At 72.0% G+C, this 19,073-nt stretch carries 19 protein-coding genes and 1 pseudogene; 9 read left to right on the forward strand and 11 right to left on the reverse strand.

Annotated elements, in window-relative coordinates; translation table 11 throughout:
* Positions 1-58: 58 nt before the first annotated feature.
* Together EAD98_RS08875 and EAD98_RS08880 are read right to left on the reverse strand one after the other, a co-directional pair.
* Complete coding sequence (locus EAD98_RS08875; RefSeq protein ID WP_121653573.1) at positions 59-1,366, reverse strand: ABC transporter substrate-binding protein; 1,308 nt, start codon at positions 1,364-1,366, stop codon at positions 59-61.
* Positions 1,367-1,575: 209 nt separating this feature from the next.
* Entirely contained in the window at positions 1,576-2,334 is a 759-nt protein-coding gene (locus EAD98_RS08880) for a maleylpyruvate isomerase family mycothiol-dependent enzyme (protein WP_121653574.1), read from the reverse strand.
* A gap of 69 nt (positions 2,335-2,403) precedes the next feature.
* On the opposite strand from EAD98_RS08880, the gene EAD98_RS08885 reads away from it, so the two are divergent.
* Positions 2,404-3,486, forward strand: coding sequence for a UDP-N-acetylmuramate dehydrogenase (locus EAD98_RS08885; RefSeq protein ID WP_121653575.1), 1,083 nt, complete (start codon positions 2,404-2,406; stop codon positions 3,484-3,486).
* A 104-nt stretch (positions 3,487-3,590) separates the two neighbouring features.
* Here EAD98_RS08885 and EAD98_RS08890 read toward each other — a convergent pair whose 3' ends face one another.
* Positions 3,591-4,391, reverse strand: coding sequence for a class I SAM-dependent methyltransferase (locus EAD98_RS08890; RefSeq protein ID WP_121653576.1), 801 nt, complete (start codon positions 4,389-4,391; stop codon positions 3,591-3,593).
* 69 nt (positions 4,392-4,460) lie between these two features.
* Positions 4,461-5,228, reverse strand: a complete 768-nt coding sequence (locus EAD98_RS08895) for an SDR family oxidoreductase (RefSeq protein WP_121653577.1) — start codon at positions 5,226-5,228, stop codon at positions 4,461-4,463.
* 215 nt (positions 5,229-5,443) lie between these two features.
* Here EAD98_RS08895 and mshA point away from each other — a divergent pair, with 215 nt between their 5' ends.
* Positions 5,444-6,808: a D-inositol-3-phosphate glycosyltransferase gene (gene mshA / locus EAD98_RS08900; RefSeq protein WP_121653578.1), complete on the forward strand. Its 1,365-nt coding sequence runs from the start codon at positions 5,444-5,446 to the stop codon at positions 6,806-6,808.
* A gap of 59 nt (positions 6,809-6,867) precedes the next feature.
* Entirely contained in the window at positions 6,868-7,383 is a 516-nt protein-coding gene (locus EAD98_RS08905; protein WP_121653605.1) for a YbjN domain-containing protein, read from the forward strand.
* A 286-nt stretch (positions 7,384-7,669) separates the two neighbouring features.
* Here EAD98_RS08905 and EAD98_RS31490 read toward each other — a convergent pair whose 3' ends face one another.
* Entirely contained in the window at positions 7,670-8,272 is a 603-nt protein-coding gene (locus EAD98_RS31490) for a hypothetical protein (protein ID WP_233578474.1), read from the reverse strand.
* Positions 8,273-8,294: 22 nt separating this feature from the next.
* Between EAD98_RS31490 and EAD98_RS31495 the strand changes: the two are divergent.
* Positions 8,295-8,723, forward strand: a pseudogene (locus tag EAD98_RS31495) (hypothetical protein); the annotation flags it as partial.
* A gap of 387 nt (positions 8,724-9,110) precedes the next feature.
* On the opposite strand, the gene EAD98_RS08915 reads toward EAD98_RS31495, so the two are convergent.
* Together EAD98_RS08915 and EAD98_RS08920 are read right to left on the reverse strand one after the other, a co-directional pair.
* Positions 9,111-10,391, reverse strand: coding sequence for an MFS transporter (locus EAD98_RS08915; RefSeq protein WP_121653580.1), 1,281 nt, complete (start codon positions 10,389-10,391; stop codon positions 9,111-9,113).
* A 117-nt stretch (positions 10,392-10,508) separates the two neighbouring features.
* On the reverse strand, positions 10,509-11,804 hold the full coding sequence (locus EAD98_RS08920; protein WP_121653581.1) for an MFS transporter: 1,296 nt from the start codon (positions 11,802-11,804) through the stop codon (positions 10,509-10,511).
* A gap of 152 nt (positions 11,805-11,956) precedes the next feature.
* Between EAD98_RS08920 and EAD98_RS08925 the strand changes: the two genes are divergently transcribed.
* Entirely contained in the window at positions 11,957-12,724 is a 768-nt protein-coding gene (locus EAD98_RS08925; protein WP_074314836.1) for a phosphoglyceromutase, read from the forward strand.
* A gap of 59 nt (positions 12,725-12,783) precedes the next feature.
* Here the strand turns inward: EAD98_RS08925 and phoU are convergent, their stop codons facing one another.
* Complete coding sequence (gene phoU / locus EAD98_RS08930; protein WP_121653606.1) at positions 12,784-13,437, reverse strand: phosphate signaling complex protein PhoU; 654 nt, start codon at positions 13,435-13,437, stop codon at positions 12,784-12,786.
* A gap of 203 nt (positions 13,438-13,640) precedes the next feature.
* Between phoU and EAD98_RS08935 the strand changes: the two genes are divergently transcribed.
* The gene (locus tag EAD98_RS08935; RefSeq protein WP_121653582.1) at positions 13,641-14,924 is read left to right on the forward strand and encodes a cell wall metabolism sensor histidine kinase WalK; all 1,284 of its coding nucleotides are present in this window, start codon (positions 13,641-13,643) and stop codon (positions 14,922-14,924) included.
* Positions 14,925-14,947: 23 nt separating this feature from the next.
* Positions 14,948-15,631, forward strand: a complete 684-nt coding sequence (locus tag EAD98_RS08940; protein WP_074314832.1) for a response regulator transcription factor — start codon at positions 14,948-14,950, stop codon at positions 15,629-15,631.
* 91 nt (positions 15,632-15,722) lie between these two features.
* Here the strand turns inward: EAD98_RS08940 and EAD98_RS08945 are convergent, their stop codons facing one another.
* Genes EAD98_RS08945 through EAD98_RS08955 form a run of 3 tightly spaced genes read right to left on the reverse strand, consistent with a single transcriptional unit; the run spans position 15,723 to position 17,147 of the window.
* Entirely contained in the window at positions 15,723-16,106 is a 384-nt protein-coding gene (locus EAD98_RS08945) for a type II toxin-antitoxin system death-on-curing family toxin (protein WP_121653607.1), read from the reverse strand.
* Positions 16,106-16,306, reverse strand: a complete 201-nt coding sequence (locus EAD98_RS08950) for a hypothetical protein (protein WP_074314830.1) — start codon at positions 16,304-16,306, stop codon at positions 16,106-16,108. Before EAD98_RS08950 ends, EAD98_RS08945 begins: the two co-directional genes overlap by 1 nt.
* A 43-nt stretch (positions 16,307-16,349) precedes the next feature.
* Positions 16,350-17,147, reverse strand: a complete 798-nt coding sequence (locus tag EAD98_RS08955) for a hypothetical protein (protein WP_121653583.1) — start codon at positions 17,145-17,147, stop codon at positions 16,350-16,352.
* An 80-nt stretch (positions 17,148-17,227) separates the two neighbouring features.
* On the opposite strand from EAD98_RS08955, the gene EAD98_RS08960 reads away from it, so the two are divergent.
* Both EAD98_RS08960 and EAD98_RS08965 read left to right on the forward strand, forming a co-directional pair.
* Positions 17,228-18,172 carry a Ppx/GppA phosphatase family protein gene (locus EAD98_RS08960; RefSeq protein WP_121653584.1) on the forward strand — a complete coding sequence of 315 codons (945 nt, stop codon included), beginning with the start codon at positions 17,228-17,230 and terminating at the stop codon, positions 18,170-18,172.
* A gap of 76 nt (positions 18,173-18,248) precedes the next feature.
* Positions 18,249-19,055, forward strand: a complete 807-nt coding sequence (locus EAD98_RS08965) for a sugar phosphate isomerase/epimerase (RefSeq protein WP_121653585.1) — start codon at positions 18,249-18,251, stop codon at positions 19,053-19,055.
* The last annotated feature ends 18 nt before the right edge of the window (positions 19,056-19,073 follow it).

A 19,073-nucleotide genomic window follows, 5' to 3' on the forward strand; every position in this document is an offset into this window, starting at 1 on the left:
CTTTCCGCCGTGCGGGCGGGACTCCGGTCGCCGGAGCCCGCCCGCACGCTGGTTCGGGCTACTTGGCGGCGGCCTTCTTCGCGTTGGTCACCGCGTCCGTCCAGCCCTGTTCGGGGTTCCGCTGGCCGAGCTCCACGGTCCGTACGGCGTTCTCCACCTCGGTGCGGACGGCCTGGTTCTTGGGACCCATGTAGACCGGCTTCAGGCTCTTCGCGCCGGTGCCGAAGATCGTGCCGACCGGGGCGCCGGAGAAGTACGCGTTGGTCGCTCCGGTGATCGCCACATCGTCGAGGGCCTGCGGCGAGGAGGGCAGCGGGCCCTTGGCCTTGAACGCCCCGATCTGGCCCTTGGCGCTGGTCAGGAACTTGGCCAGCTCGATCGCCTCGGCCTGGTGCTTGCTCTGCTTGGGCACCGCGAGGTGCGATCCACCCCAGTTGCCGCCGTTGCCGGGAACCTTGGCGATGTCCCACTTGCCCTTGGCGGCCGGGCCGGCGTTGCCCTCGATGACCCCGGTCATCCAGGCGGGGCAGGCGATGGTGGCGAACTTCGACTGCTTGAACGCGGAGACCCACTCCTCGGACCAGGAGCCGTACTTTCCGGAGAGGCCCGAGTCGATCATGTCCATGGTGGTGTCCCAGGCCTGCCGTACGGCCGGGTTGCTGTCGACGACCAGGTTGCCGCTCGTGTCGTAGTAGCTGTAGCCGTTCGTGTTGCCGGCGGTCTGCAGCAGGATGGTGTTGAAGGTGTTGGTCGCCGCGTCGAGGAAGGAAGCCCCGGTCTTCGCCGCGACGAACCGTTCACCGGTGGCGATGTAGTCCTGCCAGGTGGGCCAGAGCTGGGACACCGCGTCCCGCTCGGTGGGCAGGCCGGCCTTGGCGAAGAGGTCCTTGCGGTAGCAGATGGCGATGCCGCCGACGTCGGTGCCGAGGCCGATCAGCTGCTTGCCGTCGGCGGTCAGCCCGGCGTTCCACTTCCATTCGAGGAAGTTGCCCTTGAGGTCGGCGGCGCCGTGGTCCAGCAGGTTGACGAAGTTGCCGGGGTTCGCCTTGTACTCGACCATCAGACCTTCCTCGATGGCCACCACGTCGCCGGCGCCTCGGCCGGCGGCGAGCCACTGGGTCAGCTTCGGCGAGTACTCGTCGAGGTTGGTGCCGGTGCCGCGCTCGACGATCTTCACGTCGGGGTGCGCGGCCATGTACTCCTGGTAGAGCTGCTCATAGCCGAACTGGCCGAAGACGTCGACGGTCAGCGTGACCGGCCCGTCCCCGTCCGCCTCGTCACCGCCACCGCAGCCGGCGGTGACGAGCAGGGCGGTGGCGGCGGCGAGGGCCACCGCGGCGAGGCGGCGGCGCGGGAAGACAGCCATGGGATTCGGACCTCTCTCAAGGTGGTCGGATGGTGGTGGATGGCCAAGAGAGCGCTCTCACGACAGGTTGGTGGGTCACCCGCGCGCTGTCAAGAGAGCGCTCTCTCATCGATGCGGATTGTGACCCTGGGACGCCGGCACGACCGAGGGCGCCACCCCGGAGGAGTGACGCCCTCGTCGTGTCGTCCCGGGCCGATCCCGGGCAGCGGTCAGCGGGTGCGCAGGCCGTCGAGCAGGTTGCGGTCGCCGGCGACGTCCAGCGTGTCGAAGCTGATCCGGCCCCAGAGCGCCAGCAGCAGGTCGCTCGCGGTGCCGCTGACCTGCGCCCGCGCGTGGTGGTCGTCGTGGTCGAAGATGGTCGCGGTGTCCAGCAGCGCCACCCCCTCCCCGCGCAGCCGCAGATACCACTCCTGGGCGGCGTCGGTCGCGGAGAGCTGCACCACGCCGTGCCACTCGCCCTGCTCGCGCCGCCGGCCCGCGGGCAGCCAGGTGTCCAGCACCTCGCTCACCCCGTCGGCCGCGAGCTTCGCCTCCACCGGCTCACCGGCGGCGATGGCGAGCTGCGCGTCCCAGCGGTGCACCGCCGTCTCGTGTGCCATCCGGCGCGGCCAGAAACCGGCCTTCTTCGGCTGCGGGGCCCAGTTCCACGCCGGGGCCTCCGCGTCGAGCCCGTCGAAGAGGGTCATCAGCTGGTCGTACCCCTGCTGCCAGAGCTGGAGGGGACTCCGGCCCGGGTCCGCTTCGAACCGCTCCCGGCGGGCCGGCGCGGTGGTCAGACCGGAGCCGACAAACGAAGAAACCCAGTGGTAGATGCCGGCGAGGTGCAGCGTGAGATCATTGACCGTCCAGCCCGGACAGGACAGGACCGGTGTCTCCGGCGGCGCTTCCGCCACCGCCGAGGCGAAGGCCGGACCCTCCGTCCGGAGCGCGCCGATCCAGAAATCCTTGCTGCCCTGCAGTCTGCTCATCGCCATCCTCCCGGGGGTGCCGGGCCACCAGTGGGTGCCACGGCTGCCCCTCAGCCTAAGGTGAAAGACGTGTCAGACGCCTACGCCCAGCCGACAACCGAAGCCGATCGTGCCATCCCTGGTCCACTGGCCAGCTACACCACGCTGCGGATGGGTGGGCCGGCCCGGCGGATCATGGCTGCCGGCAGTGCCGACGAGATCGTTCGGGCCATTCGCGCCACGGAAGACCCACTTCTGATCCTGGCGGGCGGCAGCAACGTGGTGATCGGCGACGTCGGCTTCCCCGGAACGGTCGTCCTGGTGCGCTCCCGCGGCCTGCGGATCGTCGCCGAGGACGCCGATTCGGTCACGGTACGGGTCGAGGCCGGTGAGCCCTGGGACGACCTCGTCGCCACGACGGTGGCCAACGGCTGGGCCGGGCTGGAGTGCCTCTCCGGCATCCCCGGCTCGACCGGTGCCACCCCGATCCAGAACGTCGGCGCGTACGGCCAGGAGGTCGCCGAGACCATCACCGGCGTCGAGGTGTACGACCGGGTCGAGGACATCCGCCAGTTCGTCCCCGCCGCCGACTGCGGGTTCGCCTACCGGGGCAGCATCTTCAAGTACCGGGACCGGATGGTGGTGCTGTCCGTGGACTTCCGGCTCGCCCGGTCCCCGCTCTCCGGCCCGGTGCGCTACGCCGAACTGGCTCGGGCGCTCGGTGTCGAGGTGGGCGAGCGGGTGTCGCTGGCCGCTGCCCGAGCGGCGGTGCTGCGGCTGCGCGCCGGCAAGGGCATGGTGCTCGACCCCACCGACCCGGACACTCGCTCGGTCGGCTCCTTCTTCACCAACCCGGTGCTCGACCGGGCGGCGTACGAGCAGCTCCGGGAGCGCGCCGCCGAGCTGGGCGAGCCGCCATCCTGGCCCGGGCACGACGACACGGTCAAGGTGAGCGCGGCCTGGCTGATCGACAAGGCCGGCTTCACCAAGGGCCACCCCGGCCCGGACGGCGTGGCGATCTCCGGCAAGCACACCCTGGCCCTCACCAACCGCAGCGGTACGGCGAGCACGGCCGACCTGCTCACCCTCGCCGGCGACATCCGCGACACCGTGCACGCCCGCTTCGGCGTGACCCTGCACCCCGAACCCGTCCTAATCAACTGCGCCCTCTAGGCCCCCGTCAGGGGGTCGATCATGGAGTTGTGGTGGGGGACGAACAGCGCAATCGGGGCTGAAGCGCCCACCACTACTCCATGATCGACGTGGTTCGGCCGGGGTCAGACGCCGGGGGCCACGGTGGGCCAGGGGAGGGTCAGCTCGCCCTGGCGCCAGCGGTGGGGGCGGTCTAGGACGGGCCAGCCGGTTTCCTTCAGGTGGGTTACGGCTCGCAGCCAGCGTTGGCGGGGGCCGAACGTGGCGTACGGGGCGGCGGTCAGCCAGGCGTCGTCCAGCGCGCGGATCAGGTCGTGCACCGGCTCGCCGGGGACGTTGTGGTGGATCAGCGCCTTGGGAAGCCGTTCGGCCAGCTCGGCAGGGCTGTCCAGCGTGGTGAGCTTCGCGGCCAGGGTCAGCGTCCGGGGGCCGTCGGCGTCGATCAGCAGCCAGCCGGCGAGACGGCCCAGCTCGTCACAGGTGCCCTCGACGAGCACCCCGCCGGGAGCCAGCGCGGCGGTCATGGTCCGCCAGGCGTCCGGCACGTCGCGCTCGTCGTACTGACGCAGCACGTTGAACGCGCGGACCAGCACCGGCCGGAGCCCGGCCAACTCGAAGCCGCCCCGGGCGAAGGTCAGCCCGGGTGGGTCGGCGGCCGGCTCCGCAGCTGCCACCCGGGCCGGATCGATCTCCAGCCCGACCAGCCGTACGTCCCGACGGACCCCGGCGGCCAGCCGGGCCCGCAACTCCACCGCCGTCACCGGGGTGGCGCCGTAGCCGAGGTCGACCACCAGCGGATCGGCCGCCGCGCGTAGCCGGTCGCCGCAGGTCGCGACGATCCAGTTGTCCACGCGTCGGAGCCGGTTCGGGTTGGTCGTGCCCCGGGTGACCACCCCGAGCGGCCGACGCCGCGCCGCGCCGCTCACTCCTCGCGCTTCACTGGACTTGTCGGTTCGCGACTGCGGGGCTCGCAAAACCGGCTCACTCCTCGCGCTTCACTGGCCGACCCGGTGCACCTTGTGCTGGGCGGCCTGCGCCCGCGGCCGGACCACCAGCCGGTCCACGTTGACGTGCTCGGGGCGGGTGGCGCACCAGGCGATGCAGTCCGCCACGTCCTCGGCGACCAGTGGCCCGGGGACGCCGGCGTACACGGCGGCGGCCCGATCCGCGTCGCCGTCGAAGCGGACCAGCCCGAACTCGTCGGTCTTCACCATGCCCGGGTCGATCTCGATCACCCGCAGCGGTCGCCCGCACAACTCCAGCCGGAGCGTGCCGGCGATGGCGGTCTGCGCGTGCTTCGCCGCGGTGTAGCCGCCCCCGCCCTCGTACACGGTCAGGCCGGCGGTGGAGGAGACCACCACGATCGTGCCCGCGCCGGACGCCTCCAGCGCCGGCAGCAGGGCCTGGGTCACCCGCAGCGTGCCGAGCACGTTGACGTCGTACATCCACTGCCAGTCGTCGATCGAACCGGACTCCACCGGGTCCAGCCCGCGCGCGCCGCCAGCGTTGTTGACCAGCAGGGTTACCGGCCCGGGCGCCCGCGCGGCGGCCTCGGCGAGCCCGGCCACCGACTCGTCCGAGGTGACGTCGCAGGTCACCGCGGTGGCCTGCCCGCCGGAGGCGGCGATCTCGGCGACCAGGTGGGTGAGCCGGTCGGCGCGGCGGGCGGCGGCGAGCACGTGGAAACCCTCGGCGGCGAGCCGGCGGGCGGTGGCCGCGCCGATCCCGCTGGAGGCTCCGGTCACGATGGCGACAGAGGTCATCCCGTCATTGTCGCCCCGGCCCTCCGGCCCGGTCCGGGCGGGCGTGGGGCCCGCCGTCAGCGGGCAGGAGGGTGGGCGGTCATGAGGTCCGTCACGCCGGGGGGCCGCGCGGGCGAATTTCCGTAGGCCGATGGGGAAGATGACATCCGGCGTACAGGTTGTCCGAGAAGCGCCGGTCGTGCGAGACGGCATCAACCGTGACAAGAGGAGCGGACGTGGCGGAGCTGCACACCGGTGTCGGTCGTCAACGAGGTGCCCAGCCGTGGCCCCGGCCCCGCCGCATCGCCACCCTGTCGGTGCACACCTCTCCGCTGCACCAGCCCGGCACGGGCGACGCCGGCGGGATGAACGTCTACATCCTGGAGGTCGCCCGGCGGCTCGCCGAGGCCAACGTCGAGGTGGAGATCTTCACCCGCGCCACCTCCGGCGACCTGCCCCCGGTGGTCGAGATGGCCCCCGGCGTGCAGGTCCGGCACATCACCTCCGGCCCGCTCGAGGGGCTGACCAAGGAGGAGTTGCCCGGCCAGCTCTGCGCCTTCACCGCCGGCGTGCTGCGCGCCGAGGCGTCCCGCCCGCCCGGGCACTACGACCTGATCCACTCCCACTACTGGCTCTCCGGCCAGGTCGGCTGGCTGGCCAAGGAACGCTGGGGGGTGCCGCTGGTGCACACCGCGCACACCCTGGCGAAGGTCAAGAACGCCCAACTCGCGGCCGGTGACCGGCCCGAGCCGAAGGCCCGGGTGATCGGCGAGGAGCAGGTGGTCGCCGAGGCGGACCGGCTGGTCGCCAACACGCGGGTCGAGGCCCGCGATCTCGTCGACCGGTACGACGCCGACCCCGACCACGTCGCCGTCGTGCAGCCGGGCGTCGACCTGGACCGGTTCCGGCCCGCGCCGGGCGACCGGTACGCGGCGGCCCGCGCCGCCCGCGAGCGGCTGGGGCTGCCGGTCGACGGGTACCTGGTGGCCTTCGTCGGTCGGATCCAGCCGCTCAAGGCGCCCGACGTGCTGATCCGCGCGGTCGCCGCGCTCCGGGAGCGCGACCCGGCGCTGGCCGACCAGGTCACCGTGGCGATCTGCGGCGGGCCCAGCGGCAGCGGGCTCGACCGGCCGACCGCGCTCATCGAGCTGGCCGCCACACTCGGGGTCGCCGACCGGGTGCGCTTCCTGCCGCCGCGCACCGGTGACGACCTGCCGGCGCTGTACCGGGCCGCCGACCTGGTCGCGGTGCCGTCGCACAACGAATCCTTCGGGCTGGTCGCCCTGGAAGCCCAGGCCTGCGGTACGCCGGTGCTGGCCGCCGCCGTCGGCGGTCTGGTCACCGCCGTGCGGGACCAGGTGAGCGGGGTGCTGATCGACGGGCACGACCCGGCGGACTGGGCTCTCGCGCTGGCCCGCCTGCTGCCGGACCAGGCCCGGCGGGCGGCGCTGGCCCGAGGCGCCGAGCAGCACGCCCGGCACTTCTCCTGGGACCGCACGGTCGCCGGCCTGCTCGCCGTCTACGGCGAGGCGACCGCCGCGCACCGTGCCCGCCTCGTCGCCGACCTCGCCTGCAACCCGGCGCTCTCCTGCTCCTGGTGATCTCAAGGCGCGGGGTCGTCACCCGGTGGTCCGGCCCGGCCGGTCGTAAAGTGGGTCCGGTGAGCCCACAGAGCGATCTTGCGACCCTGATCGAGTCCGTCTGTGCCGAGCGGGAGCTGGCCTGCGAGTCGACCGGGCCGGGCTCGTACGCGGTGACCCTGCCGGGCACCCACAAGCTCAAGACGGTCTGCAACCTCATCGTCGGCGAGCACGCGCTGCGGATCGAGGCGTTCGTGATGCGCCAGCCGGACGAGCGGCGTGAGGAGCTGTGGGCCTGGCTGTTGCAGCGCAACGCCCGGATGTACGGGGTCTCCTTCTCCACGGACGCGGTCGGCGACGTGTACCTGACCGGACGGGTCAACCCGTCCGGGGTCGACGCCGACGAGTTGGACCGGCTCCTCGGCGCGGTGCTCACGTACGCCGACGAGTCCTTCGACACCATGCTGGAGATCGGCTTCGGCAGCTCCATCCGGCGCGAGTACGAGTGGCGGGTCAAGCGCGGCGAGTCGACCGCCAACCTGGCCGCCTTCGCGCACCTCTTCGAGCCCTCCGGCTCCGGCCCCGGCCCGGCCTGACCGTCCGTCGCACCCCGGCCCGACCGCCCCTGCCCCGAGCCGGTTTGTCGGCTGGTGGTTCGGAGCGGTCCTGACGGGTATGCCGCACCGCGCGGTGCGGCAAAGGGACCCCCGCGCGCCGAGGACGGAGTGTCGAGGAGCGTGAGCGTCCCATGGCTCAGCGGAACAGCTCAGGTCGCGGCGGGACTGCGACCAGGACGAAACGACAGACCGGCAACCAGACGCCGAACACCCCCGGAATCTCCGAGTCGGAGATCTCCGGGATGCGGGTGGACGACATCCGCGGTCAACTGCGCAAACGCGGGGTCTCCGGGATCTCCGCGCTGCGTAAACCGGACCTGGTGAAACAGCTGGTGCGCTCGCTGCGCGCCGAGAGCGGTGGCGCGGGCCGGCGCAGCACCGGTCCGGCCGGCCGGGCAACCGGCACCCGGGCGTCGGCGGGTCGTGCCGCCGCCACGAAGAAGTCGGCGACCCGCGCGGCGCCGAGCCGTGCGAAGGCCGCACCGGCGAACAAGAGCGCCCCCGCGAAGCGGGCCGCGGCCAAGAAGACGACGGCCGCGAAGAGGACGACGGCGGCGGCCAGGAAGACGACGGCCGCGAAGAGGACGACGGCGCCGGCGGCGAAGAAGACGACAGCGGCAAAGAAGACTGCCGCGAAGAAGACGACACCGGCGAAGAGGACCACGGCCGCGAAGAAGACGACGGCGCCGGCGAAGAAGACGACAGCGGCGAAGTCGACGACCGCCCTCAAGGCAGCGGCCGCGCGTAAGACGACGGCCGCGCGTAAGACGACAGCAGCCGCCCGCAAGACGACGGCTGCGCGCAAGACGACCACGGCCCGCAAGACGACGACGGCCCGGACCGCGCCCGCGCGGAAGGCGCCGGCCAAGAAGGCGCCGGCGCGGCCGTCGGCGGCGAAGCGGGCGGCGCCCGCAAAGCCCGCGGGGGCGACCCAACCGGCGGCCGGCGGGATCCGGACCGGTCGGGGCACCGGACGATCGGTTCGCAGTTCGCAGGTGATCGCGTCGATCGCGGACCGACCGGAGCGCCCGGGACGAAGCCTGATCACCGCGAATCACGAGGTCATCCAACGCTGGGCACGGGAGCGCGGTGCGAAGCCGGCGACCATCGCCGGCACCGAACGGGAGGGCCGGGCGGGGGTTTTGACCTTCAACATCCCCGGTTACCGAGAGAGCAGCCGGATCCGTGAGATCACCTGGGATGAGTGGTTTCACACCTTCGACCTCCGTCGGCTGAACCTGATCTATCAGGAGCAGATGCGCGACGGCCGGCAGAGCAACTTCTTCCGGACCGAGTCACCCGATCGAGAGGACGGTTGACGTGTTTGCGGGAATGCGCGAGGGGTATGCGGCTGTTGCCACAGACCGAGGCCCGAACTGCGGATACTCGCGAGTTGTGACCGGCGAGACAGCGGTCTGGGTTGAATCCAGAATCCGGGCGAACTAACTTTATTGCACCGCGTCCCGCTTGGAAACGTTCGGGGGAGCGGCGGATCGATCAGATCCGCGCACCAAGCGAGTCGCGAGGGGACGGGTGGATCAACCGTTGGGGGACGGTGCCCACCTGTTTGGACCGGCGGCGCGAGCGGGCGACGCTTACGGGGGTGAGTGTTGCCCGCCGCCGCCGGCCCCGCCGGCGAGCGCCCACCACGACCTTTGGCCGTGGTGGGCGCTTTGCGTATGTCGTACCCCGTGGTGCCGGAGCGATCAGGCGGCCGGCACGCGGTCCCCGGGCGGTGTCGGCTCCCGGTCGGCGGCCCGGCGAAGGGCGGCGACGTGCCGCTCCCGAGGCGGCCCGGCCAGCAGGTGCCCGAGGGCGGCCAGCAGGCCCAGCCCGCCCACGATGAGCCAGTGGCGGTCTCCGAGGTACTGGAGGCTCACCCCGCCGAGCGTGGGCGCGACGAACGCCGCGGCCGGGAACGTCAGGTAGAAGACCGACTGGTACCGCGCGCGCAGCTGCGGCGGTGCCAGGTCCGCGTTGATCTGCGCGTTGGGCGGTGCGGCGAGCATCGAGCCGACCGTCCAGACCACCGCGGCGCCCAGGTAGACGGCCAGCTCGTCGGCGACCGCCAGCGCGCCGAAGCCGACCGCCAGCAGGGCGGTCGAGGCCGCCAGCACGACGTCCTTGCGGTGCCGGTCGATCAGCCGGGGCACGAACAGTTGCCCGAGCACGATCAGCGCCCCGCCGAGCGCCACGACCAGCCCGTACGCCGACGGGCCCAGGCCGTCCGCGCGCATGGCCAACGGCATGATCGTCTGGGTCTGCAGGGTGAGCACGGCCAGCACGAACGTGAGCCCGACGAAGACCAGGAAGGTCCGGTCGGTGAGCGCGGTGTGCAGCCCCGGGCCCCGGCTGCGGATCGGGCCCTTCGTCGGCGGCGCTGGCGGCGGGACGCTCCGCCGCAGGGTCTCCGGCACCTTCCAGCCGATCACGGCGGCGGCGGCGAGGGTGGCCGCCGCGTCGACCAGGAACAGCGCGGTGAAGCTCGCCTCGGCCAGCACCCCGGCGAGCACCGAGGCGACCGCCATGCCCAGGTTGAACGCCCAGAACTGGAGGTTGAACGCGCGTGAGCGGCGCTGTGCGGGCACCACGTCCACGATCGCCGCGACGAAGGCCGGGCTCGGCATGGAGTGCACCACGCCGACCAGCGCCGAGAGCACCGCGATCAGCAGCAGGGGCCGGCTGAAGGCCAGTGCCACCATCAGGGCGGCGGTGATCAGGTGCGCGGCGAGCAGGGTGGCCCGGCGGCCCCACCGGTCGGCCAGCACCCCGCCCAGCAGCACGCCGGCCGCCCCGCCGGCCCCGTACGCGCCGACGACGGTGCCGGCCAGCGCCTCGCTGGCCCCTCGCGCGTCGGTGAGGTACAGCGACAGGAAGAGCATGGCGAACGCGCCCGCTCGGTTGATGAGCAGGCCGGCCCAGAGGTACCAGAAGGTGGCGGGAAGCCCACCCGCGGTCTCGTGCCACCAGCGCCGCAAGGACTGCACCCGACCTCCCGACACTTCAGGTTCCTAACTGTTTCCAGAGAACCGTAGGAAACCGGCCGGGGTCCCGCCACTCGAATACCTAATCATGAACCCTTGCGATCCGGCGATGAGGCGCGGTCAGGCAGTCGCCGGCTCGGGCTGTGCCGCCGTCGGCGGGGTGGCGCCGACCGGTGCCAGCGCCTCACCTGAGCGCCGCAGGGCGGTGGCGCGCCGCTCCCGGACCGGGCCGGACACCAGGTGTGCCACCGCGGTCACGACGCCGATCGCGGCACAGGCGAGCCAGAGCGTGGCGTTGCCGGCGTGCTCACGCACCAGGCCGCCGAGGATCGGCGCACAGGCGCCGGCGATCTGCCACGAGAGGGAGAACACGCCCTGGTAGCGCCCCCGCAGCTCGGCCGGGGACAGCTCGGCGATCAGGGTGGAGTTGGACGGCGAGTTCAGCATCTCGCCGACCGTCCAGATCAGCACGGTCAGCCCGTAGAGCCAGACGGTGCCGGCGAACGCGGTCAGGCCGAATCCGGCGCCCATCACCACGGCGGCCAGCGCGAGCACGTGTGAGCGGCTCCGGCCCCGGATCAGCCGGGGCACGAAGAGCTGACCGATCACGATCAGGACGCCGTTGAGCGCGATCACCGAGCCGTAGGTGGCGGGGCTGAGGCCGTCGTCGCTCATGGCGATCGGCAGCATCGAGATGTGCTGGAGGAACACCAGGGCGGCCAGCAGGTTCAGCGCCACGAAGCCGAGGTAGACCCGGTCGGTGAGGATCGTCCGCAGGGCGCCGCGCGGGGCCTTCGCCGCAGCGGCCGCGGCGGCCGCACGGCCGCTCTGCCGGGTCTCCGGCACGCGGGTGAAGATGATCAGCGCGGTGATCAGCATGGTGGCCGCGTCGACCACGAACAGCAGCAGGTAGTCGGCCTGCGCCGCGAGGCCGGCGAGGACGGCGGCGCAGGCGAAACCCAGGTTGATCGCCCAGTAGTTGAGCGAGAAGGCGCGCAACCGGTCCTTCGCCGGCACCACGTCGATCATCATGGCCCCGAACGCGGGCCGGGCCGCCTCGGCGAACAGGCCGAGCAGCAGCGCGCCCAGCGCCACGGCCCAGAGGTCCTTGGCCAGCCCGAGGCCGAGCATCATCACGGCCGCGCCCACGTGCGCGGTGAGCAACGTCGGTCGCCGGCCCCACCGGTCGGCCAGGGTGCCGCCGGCGGTGGTGCCGACCGCGCCGCCGACGCCCCACAGCCCGAGCACCAGGCCGGCCTGGGAGGCGGAGAAGCCGCGTTCCTGGGTCAGGTAGATGGCGAGGAAGACGAGGACGAACGAGCCGAGCCGATTGATCAGCGTGCCGGTCCACAGGTACCAGAAAGTGGTTGGCAGGCCGCCGGTGGTTTCCCGGAACCAGCTCCGCATCGTCCGCACGTGGCGCCCCCGCTTGCAAGTAATGACCGGTGTGACTTGAGCGCCTTACAACCTAGTCGGGGACGGAGTCGCTGGTCACCAGCATTTTCACGTGGTGGTCGTCACGACGGGTGCCCGCGTGTCCCGGCGGCGGTTGAGGCAGGATGATCCGCATGACTGCGAGCGAGGGGCCCACCGTCGGGACGCTGGTCCTGCTGCGGCACGGCGAGAGCGACTGGAACGCCAAGAACCTCTTCACCGGCTGGGTGGACGTCGACCTGACCGAGAAGGGCGAGGGTGAGGCGCGGCGCGGCGGCGAGCTGATGCGCGAGCACAGCCTGCTGCCGGACGTCGTGCACACCAGCGTGATGCGCCGGGCGATCCGCACCGCCGAGCTGGCGCTGAACGCCGCCGACCGGCACTGGATCGCGGTGCGCCGGTCGTGGCGGCTCAACGAGCGGCACTACGGCGCCCTGCAGGGCAAGAACAAGAAGCAGACCCTTGACGAGTACGGCGAAGAGCAGTTCATGCTCTGGCGCCGGTCGTACGACACCCCGCCGCCGCCGATCGCCGACGACGACGAGTGGTCGCAGGTGGGCGATCCGCGGTACGCGCTGCTGCCGACCGAGCTGATGCCGCGTACCGAGTGCCTCAAGGACGTCGTCGAGCGGATGCTGCCCTACTGGTACGACTCGATCGTGCCGGACATCCTGGCCGGCCGGACGGTGCTGGTGGCCGCGCACGGCAACTCGCTGCGGGCCCTGGTCAAGCACCTCGACCAGATCTCCGACGAGGCGATCGCCAAGCTGAACATCCCGACCGGCATCCCGCTGCGCTACGACCTCGACCCGCAGCTGCGCCCCCTCACCCTGGGCGGCACCTACCTCGACCCGACCGCCGCCAAGGCGGCCGCCGCCGCGGTGGCCAACCAGGGCCGCTAGGCATCAGAAAAGGGCCCCTCGTTGTCGCTCGGCGACGACCAGGGGCCCTTTTCCGCAGGTCAGCTGGCGGTGGGGGAGGTCTCCCCGGTGATCAGGTAGACCACGTGCTCACCGGCGTTGACCGCGTGGTCGGCGAAGCGCTCGTAGAAGCGACCGAGCAGGGTGGCGTCGATCGCGGTCTCCACCCCGTACGGCCAGTCTTCGCCGAGCAGCACCGCGAACAGGTTCTTGTGCAGCTCGTCCATCGCGTCGTCGTCGCGGTCCAGCTCGCCGGCGAGGTCGGCGTCGGGCTTCGCGAGCACCGAACCGATCTTCACCGCCATCCGGTCGGCGATGTCCGCCATCTCGGTGAAGATCGCCCGCAGCTCCGCCGGGACGGCGGGTGAGGGGTGCCGGCGCAGCGCGGTCTTCGCCACGTGGTCGGCCAGGTCACCCATCCGCTCCAGGTCGGCGGCCACGTGCAGCGCGGTGATCATGGCCCGCAGGTCGGAGGCGACCGGCGCCTGCCGGGCGAGCAGGTCACAGACCCGCTCCTCGACGTGCCGGTAGAGGTCGTCGATCTCGGCGTCCCGCTCGATGACCGTCTCGGCGGCTTGCCGGTCGGCGGTGAGCAGGGCCCGGGTGGCCTGGCGCATGGCGGCGCGGACGCCCTCCGCCATGTCCACCAGCAGTTGGCTGACGATCTGGAGGTCGGCCCGGAACTCGTCGCGCATCATCACGTCCTGTGGTCGGTCGCCGCCGACGGGTGCCGGCGCAGGGATGGAGCAGGTGCGCCGCCAACGGTAGGTGGCGCGGACGGACCCTTGATGAACCCCGGTGAACGACGCCGGACGTGGGGGTGAACAGTTACGAAAGTGAGGGTGGTTCGTCCTGTTCTGTGTGGTAGCCAGGTTAACAATGACCCTACGATCGCCGGGTGGAGTGGGCGGTGGCGGTCGTGGTGGCCGTGGCGTTGGTGGCCGGGCTGGCCGCCGGTTTCGTGCTGCCCCGGTTCCTTCCGGCGCGCAGGCGCCCCTCCACGTCGACGGGGAGCGCAGACTCCCGCTGGAGCAGGGGGAGGCCCGCGATAGCCGACGAGCAGCAGACCGGGCTCGGTCGCCGGACGATCGACTCGCTCCGGGCCGGTGTCGTGGTGCTGGACGACGACGACACGCCCGTGCTGATCAACCCGGCCGCCCGTGCGATGGGTCTGCTGCGCACCGGCAGCACCCCGGGCTCGATCGCCGCGCACCCACTGATCCGTACCCTCGCCGGCCAGGTGCGGCGCACCGGGGTGCGGCGCGAGATCGAGCTGGACCTGCCCCGGGGTCGCGACAGCGCGGGGGAGAACCCGCTCGGCGTGCACCTGCGGGCCATGGGCCTCGGCAACGGGTTCATCGCCGTGGAGGCGGTCGACGTGACCGAGTCGCACCGCCTGACCCGCGTGCGACGTGACTTCGTGGCCAACGTGAGCCACGAGCTCAAGACACCGATCGGGGCGCTTCAGCTGCTCGCCGAGGCGTTGCTCGACGCCACCGAGCCGGCCGAGGCCGCGGCGCCCGACCTCTCCGAGGACCTGGTCGCCGCCCGCCGGTTCGCCGAACGGATCCAGCACGAGTCGACCCGGCTGGGTCGGCTGGTGCAGGAGCTGCTGGAGCTGACCCGGTTGCAGGGCGCCGAGCCGCAGCCGCCGGCGGAGCCGGTCGCGCTGGACTGGGTGATCGCCGAGGTCGTCGACCGGACCCGCACCGCGGCCTCCGCCCGGGGCGTCGAGGTGTCGGTGACCGGGCAGCGCGGTCTCACCGCGTACGGCAGCGACACCCAGCTCGCCACCGCGGTGGCGAACCTGGTGGAGAACGCCATCAACTACTCGGGTGCGGACACCACGGTCCGGGTCACCCTTCGCGGTGACGACGAGCACATCGACATCGCCGTCGCCGACCAGGGCATCGGCATCGCCCCGACGGACGTGGACCGGATCTTCGAGCGGTTCTACCGGGCCGACCAGGCCCGCTCGCGTGCCACCGGCGGCACCGGGCTCGGCCTGGCCATCGTCAAACACATCGCGAGCAACCATGGCGGACGGGTGGAGGTGTCGAGCACTCTTGGTGGTGGATCGACGTTCACCCTCCGGCTGCCCGCCCGTCCACCGGACGACCTGCTGGCGACACTGCCGCCGGCTGGGATCGAGGCCGGTCCGGCCGAGCTACGGCAGGTCTGACAGCAATGGAAAGGAAACCCCCGTTGAGCCGCGTTCTGGTGGTCGAGGACGAGGAGTCGTTCTCCGACGCCCTGTCGTACATGCTCCGTAAGGAGGGCTTTGAGGTTTCGGTCGCCGCGACCGGCACCGACGCCCTCACCGAGTTCGACCGAACCGGCGCCGACATCGTGCTGCTCGACCTGATGCTGCCCGAAATGTCGGGGACCGAGGTCTGCCGGCAGCTCCGGCAGCGGTCGGCCGTCCCGATCATCATGGTCACCGCCCGGGACAGCGAGATCGACAAGGTGGTCGGCCTGGAGATCGGCGCCGACGACTACGTCACCAAGCCGTACTCGCCCCGCGAGCTGGTGGCCCGGATCCGGGCGGTGCTGCGCCGGCAGAGCCCGGAGGTGGCCGACTCGGGCGCCCCGACCCTGGCCGCCGGCCCGGTGCGGATGGACATCGAGCGGCACGTGGTGACCGTCGACGGCGGGGCCGTGCAGTTGCCGCTGAAGGAGTTCGAGCTGCTGGAGCTGCTGCTCCGCAACGCCGGGCGGGTGCTGACCCGCGGCCAGCTCATCGACCGGGTCTGGGGCGCCGACTACGTCGGTGACACGAAGACGCTGGACGTACACGTCAAGCGGCTGCGCTCCAAGATCGAGCCGGAGCCGTCCGCGCCGCGCTTCATCGTCACCGTCCGGGGCCTGGGCTACAAGTTCGAGCCGTGATCGGCGTACCGGAGGGGCCCGCGCGCTTGACGTGGGCCCCTTCGGCATGTCGACGCTCGGTCGGCTGACGACGTCGGGCCGGCAGGCCCGGTCAGAACAGCTTGCGCAACGCGGCGCTGATCTCGGCGACCTCCGTCAGCCGGCTCTCCGTCACGCTGATGACCAGGTCGTACGCCACGTCCTGGTCCATCTCGTCAAGCTGGTCCAGGGTGACGGCACGGTTCTGAAGCAGGAAGGCGACCGCCACGATCCAGCCGATCCGCTTGTTGCCGTCCACGAACGGGTGGTTGCTGACCAGTGAGTGCAGCAGTGCCGCTGCCTTGGTCCACAGGTCGGGGTACGCGTCCTCCCCCAATACACTCGTCTGCGGTCGGGCGACGGCCGACTCCACGAGACCGGCGTCCCTGATCCCGACGCTGAGCTTACGGGCGATGCCGGCCACGTCGGCAAGCGTCGGGTAACGGACCTCCGTCATCACTCCGCCAGGCGAGCGAGCAGCGTGGCGTGCCGTTCAATGATCTCGTCGGCGAGATCACCGAACTCCTTGGCGTTCCGCCGTGCCAGATAATCGTCGATCGCCGTGACGACGACGGCGTGCATCGACCGCGCTTCCTCGTCCGCGACGAGACGGAGTCGCCGTTCGCGTTCGTCATCAAGTCGGAGCGTCATGGCCATCCCGAAATGATAGCAAGAGTGCTACCAAGATCAGCGGAAGTGCTCAGACCTCGTCGGCGGGGTGCGGGGCGACCAGGCCCTGCTTCGTCCGGGCCGCGCACAGCTCGGCCAGCCGCTCGTACGCGGCCGCGCCGATCAACGCGGTCAACTCCGGCCCGTACGAGAGGTACATCGGCTCGGTGCCGACGTGCGCGTCCGTCGAGGAGGTGCACCACCAGTCGAGGTCGTGCCCACCGGCGCCCCAGCCCCGCCGGTCGAACTCCGACAGGGTGGAGACCAGCACCTTGCTGTTGTCCGGACGCTTGACCCAGTCCTGATCCCGTCGGATCGGCAGTTGCCAGCAGACGTCCGGCTTGTACTCCAGGGGGTGCACCCCGTCGCGCAGCGCCTGGGCGTGCAGCGCGCAGCCACCCCCGCCGGCGAAGTCGGCGTCGTTGAGGAAGACGCACGGACCGTCGGCGCCCTGGGTGGCGGTCCGGCGGGCCGGGTTCTTGCCGTCGATGGTGTCGTTGTCGGTCCAGTTCTTGACCCCGCGCCGGAAGTGCTGCCAGGTCGACGGGGTGAGCAGTTTGACGGCGTTGCGGACCCGCTTCTCGTCGTCCGAGTCGGTGAAGAACGCTCCGTGCGAGCAGCAGCCGTCGGCGGAGCGGCCAGCGATGATGCCGTGGCAGCCCCGGCCGAAGATGCAGGTCCAGCGGGAGAGCAGCCAGGTCAGGTCGGCCCGGATCAGGTGGGTCTCGTCCGCGGGGTCGGCGAACTCGATCCACTCCCGGGGAAAGTCCAGCGGCACCTCGCGGCTGCGCGGGTCACCCGGATCGTCCACCAGTACGCGGAGCTCCATCGTCACCCGGCCCAGCGTACGCGCGGTCCCCTCCGCAGGCCGGCGAGCCGCGCAAACGACTTGCACCTAGGGTCTTCACCATGCGACTGGGTGTCCTCGACGTCGGATCCAACACGGTGCACCTGCTGGTGGTGGACGCGCACCACGGCGCGCACCCGTGGCCGGCGCACTCGGAGAAGGTGGTGCTCCGCCTGGCCGAGCAGATCGGCCCCGACGGAGCGCTGACCGACGTGGGCGCGGACGGTCTGGTCAAGGCGGTCGGCATGGCGAAGGCGGCGGCCACCGGGCTGGAGGCCGACGACCTGATCGCGTTCGCCACCTCCGCGGTGCGCGACGCCACCAACGCGGCCGAGGTGCTGGCCCGGGTCCGCGACGAGACCGGCGTACGTCTGGCGGTGCTCTCCGGCGCGGACGAGGCGCGGATGACCTTCCTGGCGGTGCGGCGCTGGTTCGGCTGGTCGGCGGGACGGCTGCTGGTGCTGGACATCGGGGGCGGTTCGCTGGAGATCGCCGCCGGCATCGACGAGGACCCGGACGCCGCGATCTCGCTGCCACTCGGCGCCGGCCGGCTGACCCGCGAGCGCCTGCGGATCGATCCGACCAGCGCGGCGCCGCCGTCCGCGGAGGCCGTCGACAAGCTGCGGGAGTACGTCGACGACCGGCTGACCAAGGTGGTCGACCAGATGACCGAGGTCGGCTGGGAGCGGGTGGTGGGCACCTCGAAGACGTTCCGCACCCTGGCCCGGCTGGCCGGGGCGGCGCCGTCCGGGGCCGGGCTCTGGGCGCGGCGCAGCCTGACCCGCGCCGGGTTGCGGCAGGTCATCGGCTTCATCCGGCACATCTCGCCGGCCCAGCTGATGGAGCTGGAAGGCGTCAGCGCGGGCCGGGCGCACCAGTTGCTGGCCGGCGCGGTGGTCGCCGAGGCGGTGATGCGCCGCCTGGATCTGGAGTCGCTGGACATCTGCCCCTGGGCGCTGCGGGAGGGGGTCATCCTCCGGCGGCTCGATCAACTCGAACCGGTGTGACCGGAGCGGGTGGTTACGGGTGGTTTGCCGGCGCTCGTCACAATGGCGTCGGCCGCGCCGGGCTACCCTGGCTGATGTGACTTCCCGCGTTCCGGTGCTCCTGTCCAGCTCGTCGGTCTTCCCCGAGCCGACCGCGGCGGCGTTCCAGCTGGCCGCGGCGCTCGGCTACGACGGCGTCGAGGTGATGGTCTGGACCGACGTGGTCAGCCAGGACGCGGGCGCGCTGCGCGGCCTCTCCACGCACTACGACGTGCCGGTGCTCTCGGTGCACGCGCCCTGCCTGCTGGTCACCCAGCGGGTGTGGAGCCCGGACCCGTGGGAGCGGCTGCGCAAGGCCGCCGAGCTGGCCGAGACGTTGGAGGCGCCGACCGTCGTGGTGCACCCCCCGTTCACCTGGCAGCGCGACTACGCCCGCCGGTTCACCGAGGGGCTCGCCGCGGTGGCGGACCGGTTCACCGGGCTGCGCTTCGCGGTGGAGAACATGTACCCGGTGCGGATGGCGGGCCGCCGGTTCGTTCCGTACGTGCCCGGCTGGGATCCCACCGACACCGGGTACCCGTCGTACACCCTGGATCTGTCGCACTGCGCGGCCTCGCACAGCGACCCGCTGGAGATGGCCGACCGGATGGGCGCCGGGCTGGCCCACGTGCACCTCGGCGACGGCACCGGCGAGGGCCGCGACGAGCACCTGGTGCCCGGGCGCGGCACCCAACCCTGCGGGGAGCTGCTCTCCTCGCTGGCCGGGCGGGGCTTCACCGGTGCGGTGGCGGTGGAGGTGGCGACCCGGGGCGCGAAGAGCCGCGCGGTGCGCGAGGCGGACCTGCGCGCCGCGTTGGAGTTCGCCCGTCAGCACCTGACCGCGCCGTCCCCGGTCGACGCCTGACCCGCCCACCGGGCGGTG

The organism is Micromonospora sp. CV4 (genome assembly GCF_003667455.1).
In the GTDB taxonomy this organism is placed as follows: domain Bacteria; phylum Actinomycetota; class Actinomycetes; order Mycobacteriales; family Micromonosporaceae; genus Micromonospora.

Excerpts from the sequence above, each read along its gene's own strand:
- EAD98_RS08945 (WP_121653607.1), bottom strand. The coding sequence starts at position 16,106 with ATGACGGAGGTCCGTTACCCGACGCTTGCCGACGTGGCCGGCATCGCC.
- EAD98_RS08950 (WP_074314830.1), bottom strand. The coding sequence starts at position 16,306 with ATGGCCATGACGCTCCGACTTGATGACGAACGCGAACGGCGACTCCGT.
- EAD98_RS08875 (WP_121653573.1), bottom strand. The coding sequence starts at position 1,366 with ATGGCTGTCTTCCCGCGCCGCCGCCTCGCCGCGGTGGCCCTCGCCGCC.
- EAD98_RS08960 (WP_121653584.1), top strand. The coding sequence starts at position 17,228 with ATGCGACTGGGTGTCCTCGACGTCGGATCCAACACGGTGCACCTGCTG.
- EAD98_RS08955 (WP_121653583.1), bottom strand. The coding sequence starts at position 17,147 with ATGGAGCTCCGCGTACTGGTGGACGATCCGGGTGACCCGCGCAGCCGC.
- EAD98_RS08895 (WP_121653577.1), bottom strand. The coding sequence starts at position 5,228 with ATGACCTCTGTCGCCATCGTGACCGGAGCCTCCAGCGGGATCGGCGCG.
- EAD98_RS08880 (WP_121653574.1), bottom strand. The coding sequence starts at position 2,334 with ATGAGCAGACTGCAGGGCAGCAAGGATTTCTGGATCGGCGCGCTCCGG.
- EAD98_RS08925 (WP_074314836.1), top strand. The coding sequence starts at position 11,957 with ATGACTGCGAGCGAGGGGCCCACCGTCGGGACGCTGGTCCTGCTGCGG.
- phoU (WP_121653606.1), bottom strand. The coding sequence starts at position 13,437 with ATGCGCGACGAGTTCCGGGCCGACCTCCAGATCGTCAGCCAACTGCTG.